Raw genomic sequence first — 16,744 nt, forward strand, 5'->3', positions numbered from 1 at the left:
CAAACTCGGACTGGAATGGGCCCAGTGACAAGCGGGGCAGTGAAGCCGGACACGTCAAACCGACCGGCGAGCCGGCGCTACGTCCGCAGATCGCCGTCTGGCGGCCTTTCGCGGGCTCGGGGCGGGGCTCTTGGGGTGCCGTTGGAGGGCGTCTGAAAAGCCTGTCAGCGGGGCACTTTCGAGCTGGGCGGGACGGGACGGGCCGGAGCTGGCGGGATGGTGTTCAGAAGAGCCTGAGAGGTTCCTGTGCCAGGCTGGCGCGCCCGAACACGCGGACGCACGAGGGCTCCCCCGAACACCCGATCCGGGTTCGCGTCCCACCCACAGCTGCCCCTGGAGGAGCGCCTGATGAGTTTGATCAACGGCCTGCCCGCGCACGTGTTGCTGGTCCATGCCGTCGTTGTCCTGGTCCCGCTCAGCGCGCTGATGCTCGTGATATGCGCGCTGTGGCCGCAGGCCGCCCGGCGGCTCGGACTGGCACTGCCGCTGCTCGCCCTGGTCACGCTGGCGACCGTACCGCTGGCCACCCAGGCCGGAGAGTGGCTGGAGCGACACGTGGACAGCGACCCGCTGGTGCGGCGGCACGCCGAGCTGGGCGACGGAATGCTGCCCTGGGCGCTGGGCCTGTTCGTGCTGGCGGCCGGCGTGTGGTGGATCTCCCGCCGTACGGGTGCGCCGCAGTCGCGGGAGCTTTCCGGGGCTCGGTCGGGAGCGCGGTCGTGGTCGGTCCTCCACGTCGCCGCGGCCGTCCTGTCCGTGGTGGTGGCCGCGGGTGCGATCGTCGACGTGTACCGGATCGGCGACTCGGGCGCGAAGGCAGCCTGGCACGACGCATACTCCAAGACCGCCACGAAGCCGAGCGACGGAGACTGACCGACGAAACCGGCCGGCCCGCACCGACCAGCCAACCCACCGCGGCCCGCCCGGAAACCCTCCGGCCGGGCCGCACCCGCATGTGAGGCGGGTGACTGCACGAGGCGCTGTGACTGATGATGCAACCCTGGCCAGCGTCGGCGCCGCTACGGCCAGGAAAGCGGCTGTAGGGGTCCGAGGAACATCGGTGTCAGATCGTAAGTACCTGTCCTACCTTTCAAGCGCGGGTGGCCGAGTGCGGCGCAGGCGGGCCAGGATCCCGTTGGTCTCGGCGGCCTCCGCGGCCGTGACCGTCCGTTCCGTCGTGGGCGGCTGCTGGCTGTCCGTGATCCTGCGGCAGACCGTGCACGGGCCGCCTGTGGCCACTGGCTCGCCCCAGGCATCGCCGGGGTAGACGGGGCTACCGCAGGACGGGCACTCCCACTTTCCCGCCTCCCGGAGGCGCAGCTCCTCCTCGCGTTCCTGGCGGCGGCGCTCTTCCTGGGCTTCGCGCTCCAGGCTGCGCTGTTCTTCGCGGGCGCGGTACTCGTCTTTGGTGCCGGTGTTGGTGAGGGCGTCGGTGATCGGCTGCCAGTCGCTGTGGCCGAAGCGCCACCAGACGGGACCGTGCGGGCCGTGGGTGCGGAGCTGGTCGAGGTGGGTGGCGATGACCGGGACCGTGCCGGCGTGGTCCCACCAGCCGTCTTCCTCGGTGTCCCTTGGGGACCAGCCGTGCGGGTTCTGCCAGCGGGGCTGCCAGCAGGCGCGGGACAGGTCGCGGACGGCCTTGATGCGGTTCATCCGCGCCTGTGTGCCAACATCCTTCGTGAAGACCAGTGCAACGGGCGGGAAGCCGCCTCTGCCGGAGTCGTCCCACAACGTCGACCACAACGGGACATCACGGCCCCGGTCGCTCTTCACCTGACGGCCGAAGAACCGGCCGTAGCGCTCGATCTTCGCTGCCACGACCGCTGCGGGTTCGGTGTGGTTGTCGACCTCCACGAACAACACCGGCACCTGGTCCTCCGGCGCGGTCAGCACCGCATCCGCACGCAGACTGCCCCTCGCGGGGGTCGTGAACGTCCCCGTGACCGGGAGGGCGACTTCGGTCTCCCAGCCCCGCAGATGCCCGAGCCCCCTCGGCCGGACCGGCAGCACCCGCTCTGGGGCGGGGCGGGTGGTGCGGCGGGCAAACGACTCCTGCCCGGTGACGGGTACGGGACGTGGGCCGACTCCCTCCAGCCGGCCTGGGACGCGGCCGCCGCCTGGATCCTCGCCCACCGGATCGAGCACGTGATCGTCACCCGCACCGACCGCCTCACCCACCGGCGCTGGGCGCAGCTATCCAGCCTGCAGACACGCACCGGAATCCGATTGACGATGGTGTGGCACGCACCACCCACAAACGCGCTGACCGCACTGCTGGCAGGACTCCCCCACCAGGTGATCGAGGACCTCGAACAGGCCCGCTGCATCCTGACCGAACCCGCAGGAGACACCGGATCGGCACAGGCACGCCGGGTGCCGCAGCGGGCCGCTTGGGCGGTGCGGGAAAGCGACGCGCGGATCGCTGTTCTGGCCCCTGACCGAGGCGTTGTCGTAACCCGGGCCCGGCGCGCCCCCTGCGCGGGAGCCGATGCGGCGCTGCCCGCCGGCCACACACCCGCCGCTGGGGCCGTGCCCGTGCAAGAGGCCGATGCGGAGCCCGGCCACCCGCTGGCCGAGGAACTGTTCACGCGGCTCCACCGGGTCGCGCACCCGGTGTACGCGGGAGCGCTGGCCGCTGCTGTGATCACCGGACTGGACATCGACCGCCTCGCGCAGATCCGCGGTGTCGATCTCGACGAACACGCCTGCGTACTGAAAACCCACGGCCGCACCTCCCACCACGCCTGCCGGATCCACCCCGTACCCGGCTGGGCCCGGCCTCTGCTCCTGGCCGTGGCAGCCCACCACCAACTCAGTGCCCGCCCCGTCAGCGCAGCACTGTTCCCCATGATCACTATGCGCGGCGGTAACGAACTCACCACCCACGCCGACGCCTGTGGAGTGAACCTGGCCCGCCGGGCCGACACCCCGCGCACACGGCAGCCAAGCCGCTGAGCCCCCACCGGTAGCCACCGGGCCCACCCACCAGAAGACCAGACAGCCCTCTCCCCGCCCCGGCCCCTCTATCGACCTGCCGTGTCACCGGCCCCTCCGTTGCAGTCTCCACCAAACCGACATGACACTCCGTCAAAAACAAGAGTCCGGAATCGTCAACATATGAGAGCCCCATCTACGGAAGACCCACAGCTCAAACCCCCGACATTCCACTCCCAACACGATGACGATCCACCACTCCCAAACACCCTCAGATCATCACGCGGGCGACCGCGGATGGTTCCAACGTTCCCTACGCCTCGATCGGCCAAGTAGACGTCCAGCTTTACCCCGGCAGCCTCACCATGCCTACGCCGCAGACCTTCGACATGGCCTCCCCACCGACCTCGCTCCTCGGCTTCGGAGTTGGCCGACGCCCCACGGCGTCGGTCACGCACTGCTGACCGGCCCAGATCCGCCAGGTTCGAGCCGGCACTTCGCTTACGGGGCTTCAACCACTGATTCGCTTCCGCTACACCTCTTGGCCTCGCTCGCCGAACCCGGACCGTCTGGCAGTGCCGGTCCGTCCCGGCTTTGTCAGGGCTGCTTCCCGCCCTCCCCGGCGATCCCCGAGTCAGACTGCCCTCAGCTTCGATCAGGCCGCTGCGACGGCCTAACGGCACGGGCCTTTCACCCCCGCTCGAACACGTAGAACCTCGTTGCGCACTGCGAGGACGAAGTAGACCACCACCCGCGACGGCAGCAGCCGCAGTCGGCGCTCCCGCGTCCCGGTCTCCTCCAGCACCGCGTCCACCAGCGCGAAGTCCACGACCTGCGTCAGCTCGCCCACGTGGCCGGGCGCGTACACACCCCCGGCCACCTCGATCGTTCGCGTGATGACAGACTTCTCCCGCAACGGGACTCCCGATGATCGCCTTGCCTCAGCAACAAGTTGATCTATCAGGACGTCCCGTTGCGTCATTCACCAGGGCTTGACCTGCCGCTCAAGACTCAAACGCAACGGTGTTGGAGTTGATGTCCTCGGTCGATCACCGTTCCCACAAGGGCCTGAACAACCGTGCGGAGAACTCCCATCAGCCGACGAGGCAGCGCGAACGCGCGATGAAGGGCTTCCCCACAGTCGCAGAACCCAGAGGTTCCTGTCCGCGTTCAGCCAGATCTCACCGCACTTCCGGCCCCACCGCCACCGGCTACCGCACCGAGATGCGCCACCGCTTCGGAACCTGGAACGAGATCACCGGCACTACCGCCATGCCCACCGAGGCCTGAACCAGAGGCAGAAACCAAGCCCAGCACACCCCCGCACACCCTCAAGTAACCGCACACCAACAAGTTGACAATGCCCACCCAGCAGTTCGGTAACGGACGTATAGTTCGCGCCATGCCCGACCCCAGTCGCCCCTCCCCGCTGAGCTCACTCATCGGGGTCGATGTCGACGCGACGGCCGAGCGGGTCTATCGGGCGTTGGTCTCCGGCGGACCGGCGCTCGGGCCGGATCTCGCCGGCCTGCTGGGGATCTCGGTCGAGGACATCGAAACGGCGATCGGTGGGTTGCGGCAGGTGGGCCTGGTTGACATGGCCGACGGCGGAGGAATCTCGGCGGTGTCGCCGTCGCTGGCGCTCAAGGGGATGGTCGCGCAGCGCGAGCAGCAGGTCAGGGCCGCCCGAACGGCACTCGACGAGCTCGCGGAGGAGTACCGGAGGGCGCGCGAGGTGCAGCTGTCGAACGGCATCGAGATCGTTCGGGGTCGCAGCGAGATCGGCGGCTGGCTCAATGGCCTGTTGCTGTCCGCCAAGGAGCAGTTCCGGATGTTCGCGAAACCACCGTTCGCGGTTTTCGGGATCTCCGAAACTGACACCGAACGCGAGGTCGCCGGCCGTGGTCTGCGTGAGCGGATCATCATCGAACGGACCGTGCTGGATGAGCCCGCCGCGGAGAAGGACCTGGTCGCCTCCCTGGATCGGGGACAGGAGATCCGCATGGTGCAGTCGTTACCGGCGAAGCTGCTGATCGTCGACGATTCGATTGCGATCGTGCAGCTCGACGAGGGTGGGCACGCGCACTCGGAGATCGCGGTGGTGCGCGCCGGGGGGCTGCTGGACTGTCTGGTGTTCAGCTTCGAGAGCCTGTGGCGGTCGGCCATGCAACTGCGGGAGGCCCACGGCCGTAGGGTCGATCCGAACTTGGCATCGCCGAAGGATCTCGCCGACCCGGCGGACCGGGAGGTCCTGATGCTGTTGCTGGCTGGGTACACCGATGCCGCGGTCGCTGCCCGACTGGGGATCAGCCTGCGGACCATGCAGCGCAGGGTTCGCAGGCTGATGGATCTGGCCGGCACCGATTCCCGGGTGTTGCTTGGCTGGCACGCGCGGGACCGGGGCTGGCTTTGAACGCCTTCGTCCCGTCGAGCCACCGACTGCGGTGGCTCGACGGGACGAGGTGGCGCCGGGGCCTAGTTGCCCAGACCTGCCGGGATCCTCAGCATCACCGAGCTGGACCAGGCGGCGTTCGGGCCGCCCTCGCCGTAGACCATTAGCTGGTGGTGATCGTTGATGTCGAAGCTGTAGGTCGGCGTGAATCGATCACCGGCAGAGAGCGGCACCATGCCGGACAGATCCCAGAGCCGTCCCTGCGGGTCCCACATCGCCGACACCGCGACGTCCGGGAAAAGTTCGACAGTTCCGAGGATCCACCCGTCGTCGGTGACTTTCTCGCCGGTCGCGTTGTATCCGTAGTCGGCAAGGCGCTGCATTCCGCCGGCCTTGGTCCACACGAACGCGTCGTCACCGCTGGTCCCCGCGATAGTCCCGGAGGCGTTCACATCGTTCGCCTGGGCCGAATACTGTCCCGGAAGCGTGCCGAGATCCTGAATAACACCTGACGTCGCATCCCAGACGACCGCGTGCGGCACATGGCCATCGGTGCGCGAGGCACCGACGATCATTCCGGCATTATTGATGGCGCGCGGCTGGGTTTCCGTCAGATCCGAGGACAGGTGGGCCAGCTTGCTGAACGTCCCATCCGGCGTCCGCACGAACCCGTCACTGTAGCTGTGGTTCTTGCCGTCGGACTCCTTGACGACTGCTTCGGAGAATCCGGTGACCACCCCCTTGTTGTTCACGGCGGTCGCATAGCCGCTGGAATAGGGCCGCCAATCCGGGACGCCGAGCACGGTGAGCGAACCATCCTTGGCCCATTGGGCGGGAAGATAATGCAATGCACTGTCCGTCGCGATACCGACGGCGATCTGGCCGTCATTCAGGTCCAGAGCCGATCCGTACCTGCCCCCGGCAAGATCCAGGTTGGTGAACCCGTCGGCGGCCGTCCAGACGGTCGGCGTCATCCTGGAGTTGTACTGGCGATCCCCCGCGACTACGCCGCTCTCATTGAGAGCCGCGCCGACGAATGGCGGGGCCCACGCGACCAGATCGAGTTTGGGGACATCGACAGTGGCGATCGTGACGTCCGCCGCCCCGATGATCGTGCCGTACTCGTTGGCCACTCGGACCCGGCCGACCATGGGATCCTTGGTCAACTGCCGAGCGCTGACGATCATTGCCCCGCCGACCGGCATCGACTGGCCCGTGGCAACCGTGTACTTCCCGTCGGATTTCGGCGTGATCGTGCCGAGGCCCTTCGAGTACATCTCTTGGTGGTAGTCGAACGTGACGTTGTCTCCGGGCACGGCGACTCCCGCGACCACGATGAAGTACGTACCCGGCTGTGGATCATCGATGACGATGTGCTCGGGCGAGTCCCCGGTCGTGGTGCTCTGGCCTATCGGCCTGCCGTTGAAATACACATAGAAGTCCAGATCGGCAGCGTCTCTGGGCGTCAGCGTCACGTCGAGCCGGGTCGTCTGACGCGGAACATAGAGCATGTTGGACGTGATTTCGCCTTGCGAGACCGTCGAGAACAAATTGCGGACATCGCCGATCTCACCAGTTGCGACGTGGGCGATCGCGGGGCCAAAGGTGTTCGTCCCCGTCGAGCCGACCTTCGTCGGCGAGTTCATCGTCACCTTGTCGACTGTGACGGTCCCCGGATCGAACGACATGCCCTGCAGCGAAACCGTCGCTGTGTACGGGTTCTGTTCGACCGGAGACGTCCTGCGAGACTCGATCACGAACTCCCAGATGCCGGGTTTGGGTCGGTACACCGGTCGTGCGGTGGCGTTGCAGTTCGCCGGGTCGGTGTAGTTGGTGTAGCAGTGGTAACTGGCGTTGGAGTCTGCGGGCATGCCGTCGGGGTCGATGGGCAATGCGCGGACCTGGCTGCCGTCGGCGAGCCCGCCCAGGGTCATCTGCAGTGCTTCGACGCCCTTGGGAACGGGCACCAGCAGCGAGGTGGTTCCGGTTCGGCCGAGCGTGCCGGAACTGGTGACCGCGTAGTCGGGTTTGGCCAGCGGCTTGGTCGCCAGCACGGTGACGGCGACGAACTGGTCGATGCCGCCCGTCGCCGGGTCATCAATGGTCAGGATCGCGCTGTGCACGCCGGAGGTCGTCGCGGTCGCGGTGACCGTGATATCGGCCGCTTTTCCGAGCTGCAGGGGCGTTGCCGTGCGGGCGCTGAACGTGCCGTCGTTGCCGATCCAACCGATCCGGTGCACGACGTTCCCGGCGGCACCGCTGGTCCGGGTGACGCTGACCTTGTAGGTCTTCTGCGCACCGGTCACCTGGCCGCCTTCCGTTGGCAGACAACGGTTGTAGATGCCGACGCCGGTGTTCGGAGTCGCGAGCAGGCCGGACAGCGAACTGCAAACGGGAGCCGACACAGTGAGCTCATTGGTGTTGATGCCGGCGCTGAGCTGCTTCCAGGCCGCGACGGTGTCGATGATGCCGGCGCCCTGCGCGACGGTTGGGACGCCGGGGATCGGGTCGGCGGTGCCGGTCAGGGCGGTCTTCAGCGCCGCCGAGCTGACCGTCAGCGAACTGGCCTTGGCGGCCGACAGCAGCAGCGCCGCCGCTCCGGTGACCTGCGGGGCCGCCATGGAGGTGCCGTTGGCCATGCCGTACCCGGCCGGCAGCGAATACCCGGCCTCGGGGACGGCTTCACCGGACAGCCACATCGGGATCGAGGAGATGGCGGCGCCGGGCGCGGACACCTGCGGCGCCAGCGCCCCGTTCTCAGCGGGGCCGCGGGAGGAGAAGCCGAAGATGCCCTGCTTGGTGGCGACCTTCGACCCGTAGCCGGCCCACCAGGTGTCGGAGCTGACGGACGCGGAGACCGAAATGGCCTTGCCCGCCACGGACGGCGAGCTGACGGTGTTGGTGCCGAGGCCGTCGTTGCCGGCGGCGATGATGATCTGGACGCCGTAGTGGCCTATCAGCTTGTCGTAGAGCGCGGCGATCACGTCGGAGCCGTCGTTCAATGCGGGAAGCCCACCGATGGACAGGTTGACGACGTCGACATGGCGATTGGCGACCAGGTCGATCATGCCCTCGGTCAGTGCCGCCTGGGTGCAGCCACCGCCCCAAGTGCAGGCGCGGGCGGACACGATCTGCGCGCCCGGTGCGGCACCGTGCATCTGGCCGCCGAACATCGACGTGCCGGCGGTGATCCCCGCCACATGGGTGCCGTGCGAGGCGACCGGCAACCCGATAGACACGTAGTTCGCGGTCTTGCCGACGTTGCTGCCGCCGAGCGGGGAGAGATCGACGTTGTCGCGGTACTCGACGACGAACGGTATGCGCTCGTTCTGCGGTGTTGCGGGGTCGTCGCTCCCGAAGTGGCCGACCTGGCGGTCGACCGCGAACGGGGCCATCGGTGTCTCGTCGGTGAGGTCCTGGTTGTTGTTGCCGTCGACCCAGATCCTGTGTGTGGTCGGGTCGTACAGAACCCCGTAGAAGTCCCGGGTGTCGCCGTCCCGGTTGAGGTCGCCCTCGAAGTCGCTCCCGGCCGTCGCGCTCTCGTAGAACACGCCGAATTGGAACGTGCCCTGCGGGATCGTCCAGGTCTTGCCCAGGTAGCTGAACGTCGGACCCGTCTTGGTGGTGGACATCCGCACCCAGCTGCCGTCGCGGTCGGTGACCGGATCGGTCTCGGTTACCCAATCGACAATCTTGGGCTTGCCGTCGCTGGTCGTCTGTAGCGCGGGATGCTCGACGTCGACGCCGGTGTCCAGCACGCCGACGACCGTGCCGCGCCCGTCCCAGGCCGGGTTGTCCTTGACGAAGGCCTCGGCGCCGGTCTCGTTGATCGGTAGGTACGGGTTGTCGGCGGGCGTGTTCGCGCCGGGCGCGGTCGGCCCCGCGGCCTTCGTTGCCGCCGTCCTCGCACCCGCGGCGCCCAGATCCGGGCCCGGGATCTTGTACGTCCGGTTCAGGTCGATCGCCGCGACCGACCGAAGGCCGGCCAAAGTGGTCACGCTGTCGGTCGGGACGGTCGCCCGGACGTAGCCGACCTTTCCGGTCACCGACCCGACGGTCCCGCCGGCCTTCTCCACCGCGGCAACGACGTCCTCGGTCGCGCCCTTCCGGGCCAGCATCAACACCGTGACAGACTTCTTCTTCGACGCCTGCGCCTGCTGCAGCAGCCTGGTGTCGGCGTTGCCCAGCTTCTCGGCCGCAGTATCCGACAGCGAATCGTCGGTCAGCGGCTGGAACCCGTCGGTCTTCCCCGCCCTGTAGATCGAATCCGGGTTGTCGCGCCCGGCCCGGTCGTCGAGCCCAGCAACGGGCGACCGACCCGGCCCCTGTGGCCCGTCGGGATCAGCGGGTTCGACCTTGCTCGAGCCAGCACTCTCGGAGCCAGTCGGGCTGGTCGGGTCGGCGGCTGCGGCCGCAGGCGCAATCAGCGCCGCGGCGATCAACACGGCCGACGCCGCGGCAATCACACCTGTTCGTCTTCCTCGCGCCATCGTGCTCCTAACCAAGGAGTGAAACATCACCGTGCGGCCAAGCCCGCAGACACGAGAACACCTGAGCCGCCTGGCCAATCTCGCAGTTGGGTCCGGGCAGGATCAACGGACCGAGTGGGGCGGATGTCGGCCATGGCGGAATGCCGCCACACTCGGCGCAGACCCACCGTTCGCTGTACAGACCCACGCAGGAAGATCACTACTCTGTATGAGTGCTTTCCTACGACGAGTTGACTTCCCCCGAGCGGGAACTGTGGGACGCATTCCCCGAGGGACGGCGGGTCGACCTGCGTACGGGTACGCCGGAGGAGGACCTGGTCGCCGACGGAGGACGGTGGGGATCCGAGCGGACGGTGCGCGCGGCGGTGGTCACCGCATTGTTGCTGGGCGCGAACGTCGGGCAAGCAGGCACAGTGGCGCGTCTGAGGCTCACTGGGGCACGTATCTCCGGACGCCTCGACCTGGCCGGCGCGCAGATCGATCACGCCCTGTGGCTGGAGGAGTGCTGGTTCGAGGAGGCGGTGAATCTGCTCGGCGCGTCGACGCAGGCTCTCGTGTTCACGGACAGTCGGATACCCGGCATCGAGGCCGATTCGGCCCGCATCGAGGGCAACTTCTCCCTGCGGCGTGCCGTGGTGGAGGGAGGCGCCCCTACACCCTTCAATCGCGTGAACACCGCCTTGTCGCTCACCGACGCCCGGGTGAACGGTGGACTGCTCCTCAACGGCGCCAAGCTGATCGCGCCCGACGGATGGGCCCTATCGGCCGGTGGCCTGGCCGTGGAAGGGGGCGTCTTCTGCCGTAACGGATTCGTCGCGCACGGAGAAGTCCGGCTCATGGGGGCACAGTTGCCGGGCACTCTGGCTATGCAGGGCGCCCGACTGGAAGGGCCCGGCCCACGCGGCGTGGCCCTCACCCTCGACAACGCCAGGGCCTCGTCGCTCAAGTTCTCCGAGGGATTCACCGTGAACGGCACTGTACGACTGCGCGGTACCCAGGTCACAGACAACGTGACCTTCGACAGAGCAGTCCTGAATGGCCCGCCCACCGACGGCGGGAACGTTCCAGCCCTGATCGCCACGCATCTCCAAGCCGTCGACCTCGAACTTACCCTCGCCCGACCTCCGTCCGGCACCTTCGACCTGCGGGGCGCCCAGGTGTCGTACCTCCACGAGAACGAGCACAGTTGGCCAAGGAAGGTGGAGCTGAACGGCTTTGTCTACGGCTCCATCAATACGGCAGGCGCGAACAATGAGCGCCACGAGGCCGTGGGCGACCGGGAGTCCGTAGCCCGGCGCGTGGCATGGATACGCAGCAGCCCGGGCTACAATCCACAACCGTACGAGCAGTTGGCCGCCTGGTACCGCAAGGCAGGGCACGACGACGACGCCCGCCGCGTCCTCCTCGCCAAGCAACGTCACCGGCGCCGCGCCCTATCACCGGCAGCCCGCGCATGGGGCCATCTCCTCGACGTGACCGTCGGCTACGGCTACCGCCCCTGGCTGGCCGGCGTCTGGCTTCTCGCGCTGACCTTGCTGGGCGCACTGTCCTTCGGCACTCACTCCCCCAACCCAGTCAAACAAGGCGAAGGAGCCCCATTCCAGCCCTTTGTCTACACACTCGACCTCTTGATCCCCATCGGTGGTCTGGGTCAGCGCGCGGCTTGGTACTGGTCGAACGACAGCCTCCAGTGGCTGGCCTACCTACTGATCGCCTTCGGCTGGGTGTTGACGACCGCCCTCATCGCGGGTGTCACCCGCGTCCTGCAGAAGAATTAGCGGGCGCCAGCTGAGTTGAGGCGTCGCCAGCAGATGAGTGCGCATCCGAGGGTGAGGAAGGCTTCGTGGATGTCGTCGCGGATCTCCCACCGGATCCGCAGGCGGCGGAACCAGTGGAGGTGGGCGAAGGCTCGCTCGACGACCCACCTTTGGGTACCGAGGCCGGAGCCGTGTTCGGTGCCTCGTCGGGCGATCTGAGGCTTCACACCCAGGGCCCGCACCATGCGGCGGTACTTGTCGTGGTCGTAGCCGCGGTCGCCCAGTACTACGTCTGGGCGTCGCCGGGGCCGGCCGCGTTTGCCCCGCACGGGTGGCACGGCCTGGAGCAACGGGATCAGCTGCGTGACATCATTCCGGTTTCCGCCAGTCAGCGTGACGGCGAGCGGAATACCGGTGGCATCGGTGATCAGGTGGTGCTTGCTGCCCGCTCTGCCCCGATCGACGGGACTTCGTCCCGTCTTGGAGCCCCCTTTAACGCGCGGATGTGGGAGCCGTCGACGGCCGCCCTGGAGAAGTCCAAAGCGTCCGCACGCCGAAGCTTCGCGAGAAGAACCTCGTGCAGTCGGGGCCACACCCCGACCTCCGTCCACTCCGCCAGACGGCGCCAGCAGGTCATGCCAGAGCCGAAGCCGAGCTCCTGCGGCAGAAGTTCCCAGGCGATCCCGGTATGCAGTACGAACAGGATCCCCTGGAACACCAGCCGGTCCGAATGCCGCTTCCGCCCCGGATGACGGGCCCGGCGTTCCAACTTCGGCAACAGCGGCTCGACCACCGCCCACAACTCGTCATCGACATCCCACGGCTTCGTGCGATCTCTCGTTTTCGTGTCAGTACGCGACCTGCACGTATACCGCCCGGTGACAGTACCGACACCCCCGATCTCTCATCTCATGACAGTGGCAGCACGTACGGCGAGCCCGACGTATGACTCACTGACCAGCATGTCCCGGCAACACACGAGGAACCCGCCACTGTCACACCATTCACTGACACGAAAGCGAGAGATCGCACGTACGACTCGGCGTATTTCTGAGCAACCAGAAGAGCCGCCGCGACCGCCTCACCGAGCAGCAGCTCGCCGCCCTCGCCGAACTCGGATACGACTGGGCGATGTAGACACCTGGGTGTAGACGGCCACCATCGGCCGCCTACACCCAGCTCCTGTACTACTGAGGAAGGAAGTCCTGCAAGTTCAGCCCTGTCAGGTGCAACAACAGGTAGGTGGCCGAGGCCGCGCCGGCCTTCGCCCCGAAGCCCCTTGCGCCGGGTCTCGTCGCTGAGATCGAACCGCTCCTGGCCCATGCTGGGCGCGATCCACACGGACTTGTTCTCCTCGCCCATCCGCTCGTGCAGCAGGACAGGAGGCGGGTCGGGAACTGGCCGAGGAGAAGGTGACGGATCTGTCGCGTCTGACGTTGCCGGACCTGATCCTGCTGTCCGCCCGGGCCCGCGGACGCCTCCGCACCGCTCAACTTTGAAGACCCCCTTACGGGCCTTCCTGGCCACGACCAACGGCTGGCGGCATGCCGGCTGCTTGTCAGGTCTTCGCCGACCGCCCGGTGACAGCGGGACCTGGCCCACCGGCGGCGCAGCCGTCGTGCAGCGGTCAATGAGTGCGCCTTGATGCGTGATCTGATGCGCAGTCATGACTTAAAAGCGACTGTATCAAACATGTTCACGCACATTTTGCTTCATGGTCTCTCTTCCTGGACAAGCTCCGCGGGGCGCGCACGCGCCACCAGCCCTACGACTAGGGCTTTCCCACCCCCAGCGGAGAAACCTTGAAAACGATCAAATCCCTCCTCGCGGCGATAGGCTGCGCTGTGCTCGCACTGACCGGTGTGTTGATCGCGCCGTCGTCCGCGAGCGCCGACACCGTGACACGGGTGACGGCGCCGCAGTTGCGGTTCACCAGCTACAACATCTGCGGCAACATGTGCGGCAACCCGAACCACTACGACAACCAGCGCCGCATCGACCAGGTGGTCGCCGAGACGTCGGCGGATGTGTGGGGCGCGGACCAGATCTTCCTGTCGGAGGTGTGCCGCTCGCAGTACGACGCGATCCTGGCCAAGCTCGCTCCCAAGGGGTTCAGCGGCCTGTACACCGCGACGCTGTCGGGCTATCCGACGATCTGCCACGGCAGCGACTACGGAATGGCGGTCTTCGTCAAGGGGCCGGCGCTGGAGACCACCGTCCTGGACCTGACCCAGGGCGGCGAGTCGGAGCCGATCAAGAACCCCTGCATCAAGTCCCGGCTGCAGGGCCGGATCACCTGGTCCTGCTCGATCCACCTGTACTGGTCGGCCTCGCCGACGCTGCGCGACGCCGAGGCGCGTGAGCTCGCCGCGCAGGCCAAGGCATGGGAAGACGCGGGCATCCCGGTGGTGCTGGGCGGGGACTTCAACGCCCCGCCCGCCAGCACCATGGCCTCGTATTTCTACGAGCCCGCCCTGGGTGGCGGCGCCAAGGGAACCATGATCGAGGTCGACGAGACCGACCGCGACTACTTCACCCCCGCCTGCCTCTCGGCGGAGGTGTCTCAGTGCCGCTCGGGTCAGGACAGCAAGGACGGCGGCAAGATCGACTACGTCTTCCTCAGCGCCAAGTACTTCGCCAACCCCAAGGCCGACGTGCTGCCGATGGACACCAAGGTCTCCGACCACAAGCTGCTGCGCGGTGCAGCAACCTGGAAGCACAGCGGCCAGACCACCGGCAGCCTGTCCAGCTAGGCAGTCGGCGATGCCCTGGATCAGCACGCAGGCAGCGGATACGCCTCAGGCGAGCTGATCTTCTAGACACGCGGTCACGACGAGATTGTCACACCGCTCGAACCCCAGTCGCACTAACAAGGAAGCACCAGCATGCGCATTCCGCGCCCAAGCATCCGTGGCCTGATGGCCTCGGCCCTGCTGGCATGTATCGCCCTTCCGGGTACGGTCGCCGCGGCCGCGGCGACCCCGGACGCCGGGTCTTCGGACGCCAAGTCTTCGGTTGTCGTGGGATCCACCGCGGTTCCCAAGCCTGACCACGTGGTCATGGTGATGATGGAGAACAAGGGCTACGACGACATCCTCCGGAACCCGTCAACCAAGCCTGAGGACCAGGTGCCGTACATCAAGTCCCTGGAGGCCCAGGGCGCGTCGTTCACCAATTCGTACGGTGTCACACACCCGAGCCTGCCCAACTACTACGCGCTGCTGTCCGCCTCGGACATCGTGAAGTCCAGCGCCTGGCCGGAGCCGCAGTCCGTCGACACCGACAATCTGCCCAACCAGCTGACCACCCACGGGTACAGCTTCGCGGACTACGCCAACCAGGGCCTGCCCACCCAGTGGCTCCGCTACAAGAACATCCCGGGGGTGCCGGGCAACCTGAATCCGATGGACAAGCGGCAGGAGGAGTTCCCGACCACGCCGGACGGGTTCGCCAAGCTGCCCACCGTCTCCTTCTATGTGGGCAACGGCCAGCAGAGCATGCACGACGGCTCCCTCGCGCAGGGTGACGCCTTCGTCAAGAACACCTTCGACTCGTACATCCAGTGGGCCAAGACGCACAACAGCCTGTTCGTGCTGACCTGGGACGAGGACGACTTCACCCCGGCCAACCACATCCCGACGATCATGGTCGGGCCGATGGCCAGGGCCGGCGAGTACGACCAGAAGATCAACCACTACAACGTGCTGCGCACGCTGCTGGACATGTACGGCCTGGACCACATCAACCACACGGCCGACGCGGACATCTCCACGATCACCGACGTGTGGGACACGTCGAAGACCGAGCGCCTGCGCGGCATGGCCGGGCGATGCCTGGAGAACCACCAGACCGACCCGGCCAAGGCGGGCGCGCTCGGCCTGTGGCCCTGCGAAGCCGCCACCAACCAGCAGTTGATCAGGCACGCGGACGGCACGATCCGCCAGTCCGACAAGTGCCTGACGGCCACCGCGAACGGGACCGGGACCGGACTCGCCGACTGCGACGGCACCCCCGCGCAGACCTGGCAGCCCAAGGCCAACGGTTCCCTGCTCAACCCGGCATCCGACCACTGCCTGACCGTCCCCGGCTCCGACATCGCCAACGGAACCCCCGCGGAACTCCGGAACTGCGACGGCAAGCTCCACCAAAGGTGGGAGGTGCCCGGCTTCATGGGGGTGCACCACTCGCTCACGGTCGACACGCCCTCGGTCTTCAAGCCCGGCTCCGCCGTCACCGTGACGACCACCTACACCAACGACAGCAGCCCGACAGCGCTTTCGGACGCCTCCGTCAGCCTCACCGTGCCCAGCGGCTGGACAGCCGAGGCCACCTCGCCCACCACGTTCACCACGGTCAAGCCCGACCAGTCGGTGAAGACCACCTGGGCGGTCACCGCCCCCGCGGACGCAAAGCCCAGCGCCTACACACTGTCCGCACAGGCCACCTACAAGAACGCCACGACCACCGACAAGGGCACCGGCACCACGTTCCACCCCGCGATAGTCCCCCAAAAGCAGATGCGGGTGGTCGAGGTCGACAGCGAGGAGACCGTCGGAGAGGACGGCCGCGCAACGAATGTCCTGGACGGTGACCCGGCCACCTTCTGGCACACCCGCTGGTCGGGAGCAGCCGACCCGCTGCCTCACCACATCGTGCTCGACCTCGGTGAAGAGCTCGAGGCCACCGGCCTGCATTACCTGCCCCGCCAGAACAGCGCCAACGGCCGGATAGCCGGATACGAGGTCTGGGTGAGCACGGACCGCACCGCGTGGACCAAGGCCGCCACCGGGACCTTCGCGAACACCACGGCCGAGCAGACCGTCACTCTGAACGGCACGCCGGCCCGCTACCTCAAGCTCGTCGCCACGTCCTCTCACGCCGGACCGTACACTACGGCCGCCGAGCTGAACGTCACCCGAGCAGTGCACTGACCACCCGGAGGGGCCGCCCCGCCGCACGCGGCGGGGCGGCCCCTCCGACGATCATGCGGTCATCACAAGGACGGCTGCGCCGGGTCCGGGACAGACGAGGACCCCAGCTCCACCCCTGCCAAATTCGAGGCCAACGAGGGGGAATGCCAGGAATCCAAGCATCTGCGCTGGCACGTGGTCCACCGCGGGGAGTCCCAGAAACCGGGTTGGTGCGGCCTGACGAACGCACCAGCGGCCGGC

The 16,744-nt window shown here is 67.4% G+C and carries 10 protein-coding genes and 1 pseudogene; 7 read left to right on the top strand and 4 right to left on the bottom strand.

The window, feature by feature from the left end; all coding sequences use genetic code 11:
• The first annotated feature begins 348 nt into the window (after positions 1–348).
• The gene (locus OG972_RS48960; protein ID WP_266993727.1) at positions 349–873 is read left to right on the top strand and encodes a DUF2231 domain-containing protein; all 525 of its coding nucleotides are present in this window, start codon (positions 349–351) and stop codon (positions 871–873) included.
• 210 nt (positions 874–1,083) lie between these two features.
• On the opposite strand, the gene OG972_RS48965 is transcribed toward OG972_RS48960, so the two are convergent.
• A complete protein-coding gene (locus OG972_RS48965; RefSeq protein WP_266993729.1) occupies positions 1,084–2,010 on the bottom strand; it encodes a replication-relaxation family protein in 927 nt (308 codons plus the stop codon).
• Here OG972_RS48965 and OG972_RS48970 point away from each other — a divergent pair.
• The gene (locus tag OG972_RS48970) at positions 1,978–2,955 is read left to right on the top strand and encodes a hypothetical protein (RefSeq protein WP_266993731.1); all 978 of its coding nucleotides are present in this window, start codon (positions 1,978–1,980) and stop codon (positions 2,953–2,955) included. The two genes, OG972_RS48965 and OG972_RS48970, sit on opposite strands and share 33 nt — an antisense overlap.
• A gap of 652 nt (positions 2,956–3,607) precedes the next feature.
• Here the strand turns inward: OG972_RS48970 and OG972_RS49495 are convergent.
• Complete coding sequence (locus OG972_RS49495; RefSeq protein WP_323136014.1) at positions 3,608–3,850, bottom strand: transposase domain-containing protein; 243 nt, start codon at positions 3,848–3,850, stop codon at positions 3,608–3,610.
• Positions 3,851–3,963: 113 nt separating this feature from the next.
• Between OG972_RS49495 and OG972_RS48980 the strand changes: the two are divergent.
• Together OG972_RS48980 and OG972_RS48985 are read left to right on the top strand one after the other, a co-directional pair.
• Positions 3,964–4,115 (top strand): annotated as a pseudogene (locus OG972_RS48980) (DDE-type integrase/transposase/recombinase); the annotation flags it as partial.
• 221 nt (positions 4,116–4,336) lie between these two features.
• Complete coding sequence (locus OG972_RS48985) at positions 4,337–5,347, top strand: helix-turn-helix transcriptional regulator (protein ID WP_266993733.1); 1,011 nt, start codon at positions 4,337–4,339, stop codon at positions 5,345–5,347.
• A gap of 62 nt (positions 5,348–5,409) precedes the next feature.
• On the opposite strand, the gene OG972_RS48990 is transcribed toward OG972_RS48985, so the two are convergent.
• On the bottom strand, positions 5,410–9,792 hold the full coding sequence (locus OG972_RS48990; RefSeq protein WP_266993735.1) for a S8 family serine peptidase: 4,383 nt from the start codon (positions 9,790–9,792) through the stop codon (positions 5,410–5,412).
• A gap of 236 nt (positions 9,793–10,028) precedes the next feature.
• On the opposite strand from OG972_RS48990, the gene OG972_RS48995 reads away from it, so the two are divergent.
• Complete coding sequence (locus OG972_RS48995) at positions 10,029–11,594, top strand: oxidoreductase (protein WP_266993737.1); 1,566 nt, start codon at positions 10,029–10,031, stop codon at positions 11,592–11,594.
• Here OG972_RS48995 and OG972_RS49000 read toward each other — a convergent pair.
• Positions 11,591–12,375 (bottom strand): IS5 family transposase gene (locus tag OG972_RS49000; RefSeq protein ID WP_266993739.1). Its coding sequence is split into 2 segments (ribosomal slippage): positions 11,591–12,069 and positions 12,069–12,375, totalling 786 coding nucleotides; the frame shifts between segments, so codons are not numbered across the junction. The two genes, OG972_RS48995 and OG972_RS49000, sit on opposite strands and share 4 nt — an antisense overlap.
• 1,000 nt (positions 12,376–13,375) lie before the next feature.
• Here OG972_RS49000 and OG972_RS49005 point away from each other — a divergent pair.
• Together OG972_RS49005 and OG972_RS49010 are read left to right on the top strand one after the other, a co-directional pair.
• Positions 13,376–14,326 carry an endonuclease/exonuclease/phosphatase family protein gene (locus OG972_RS49005; protein ID WP_266993741.1) on the top strand — a complete coding sequence of 317 codons (951 nt, stop codon included), beginning with the start codon at positions 13,376–13,378 and terminating at the stop codon, positions 14,324–14,326.
• A gap of 132 nt (positions 14,327–14,458) precedes the next feature.
• Positions 14,459–16,504: an alkaline phosphatase family protein gene (locus OG972_RS49010; protein WP_266993743.1), complete on the top strand. Its 2,046-nt coding sequence runs from the start codon at positions 14,459–14,461 to the stop codon at positions 16,502–16,504.
• Positions 16,505–16,744 lie beyond the last annotated feature (240 nt).

Origin of the sequence: Streptomyces sp. NBC_01669 (assembly GCF_026339735.1) — a bacterium.
In the GTDB taxonomy this organism is placed as follows: Bacteria; Actinomycetota; Actinomycetes; order Streptomycetales; family Streptomycetaceae; genus Streptomyces; species Streptomyces yanii.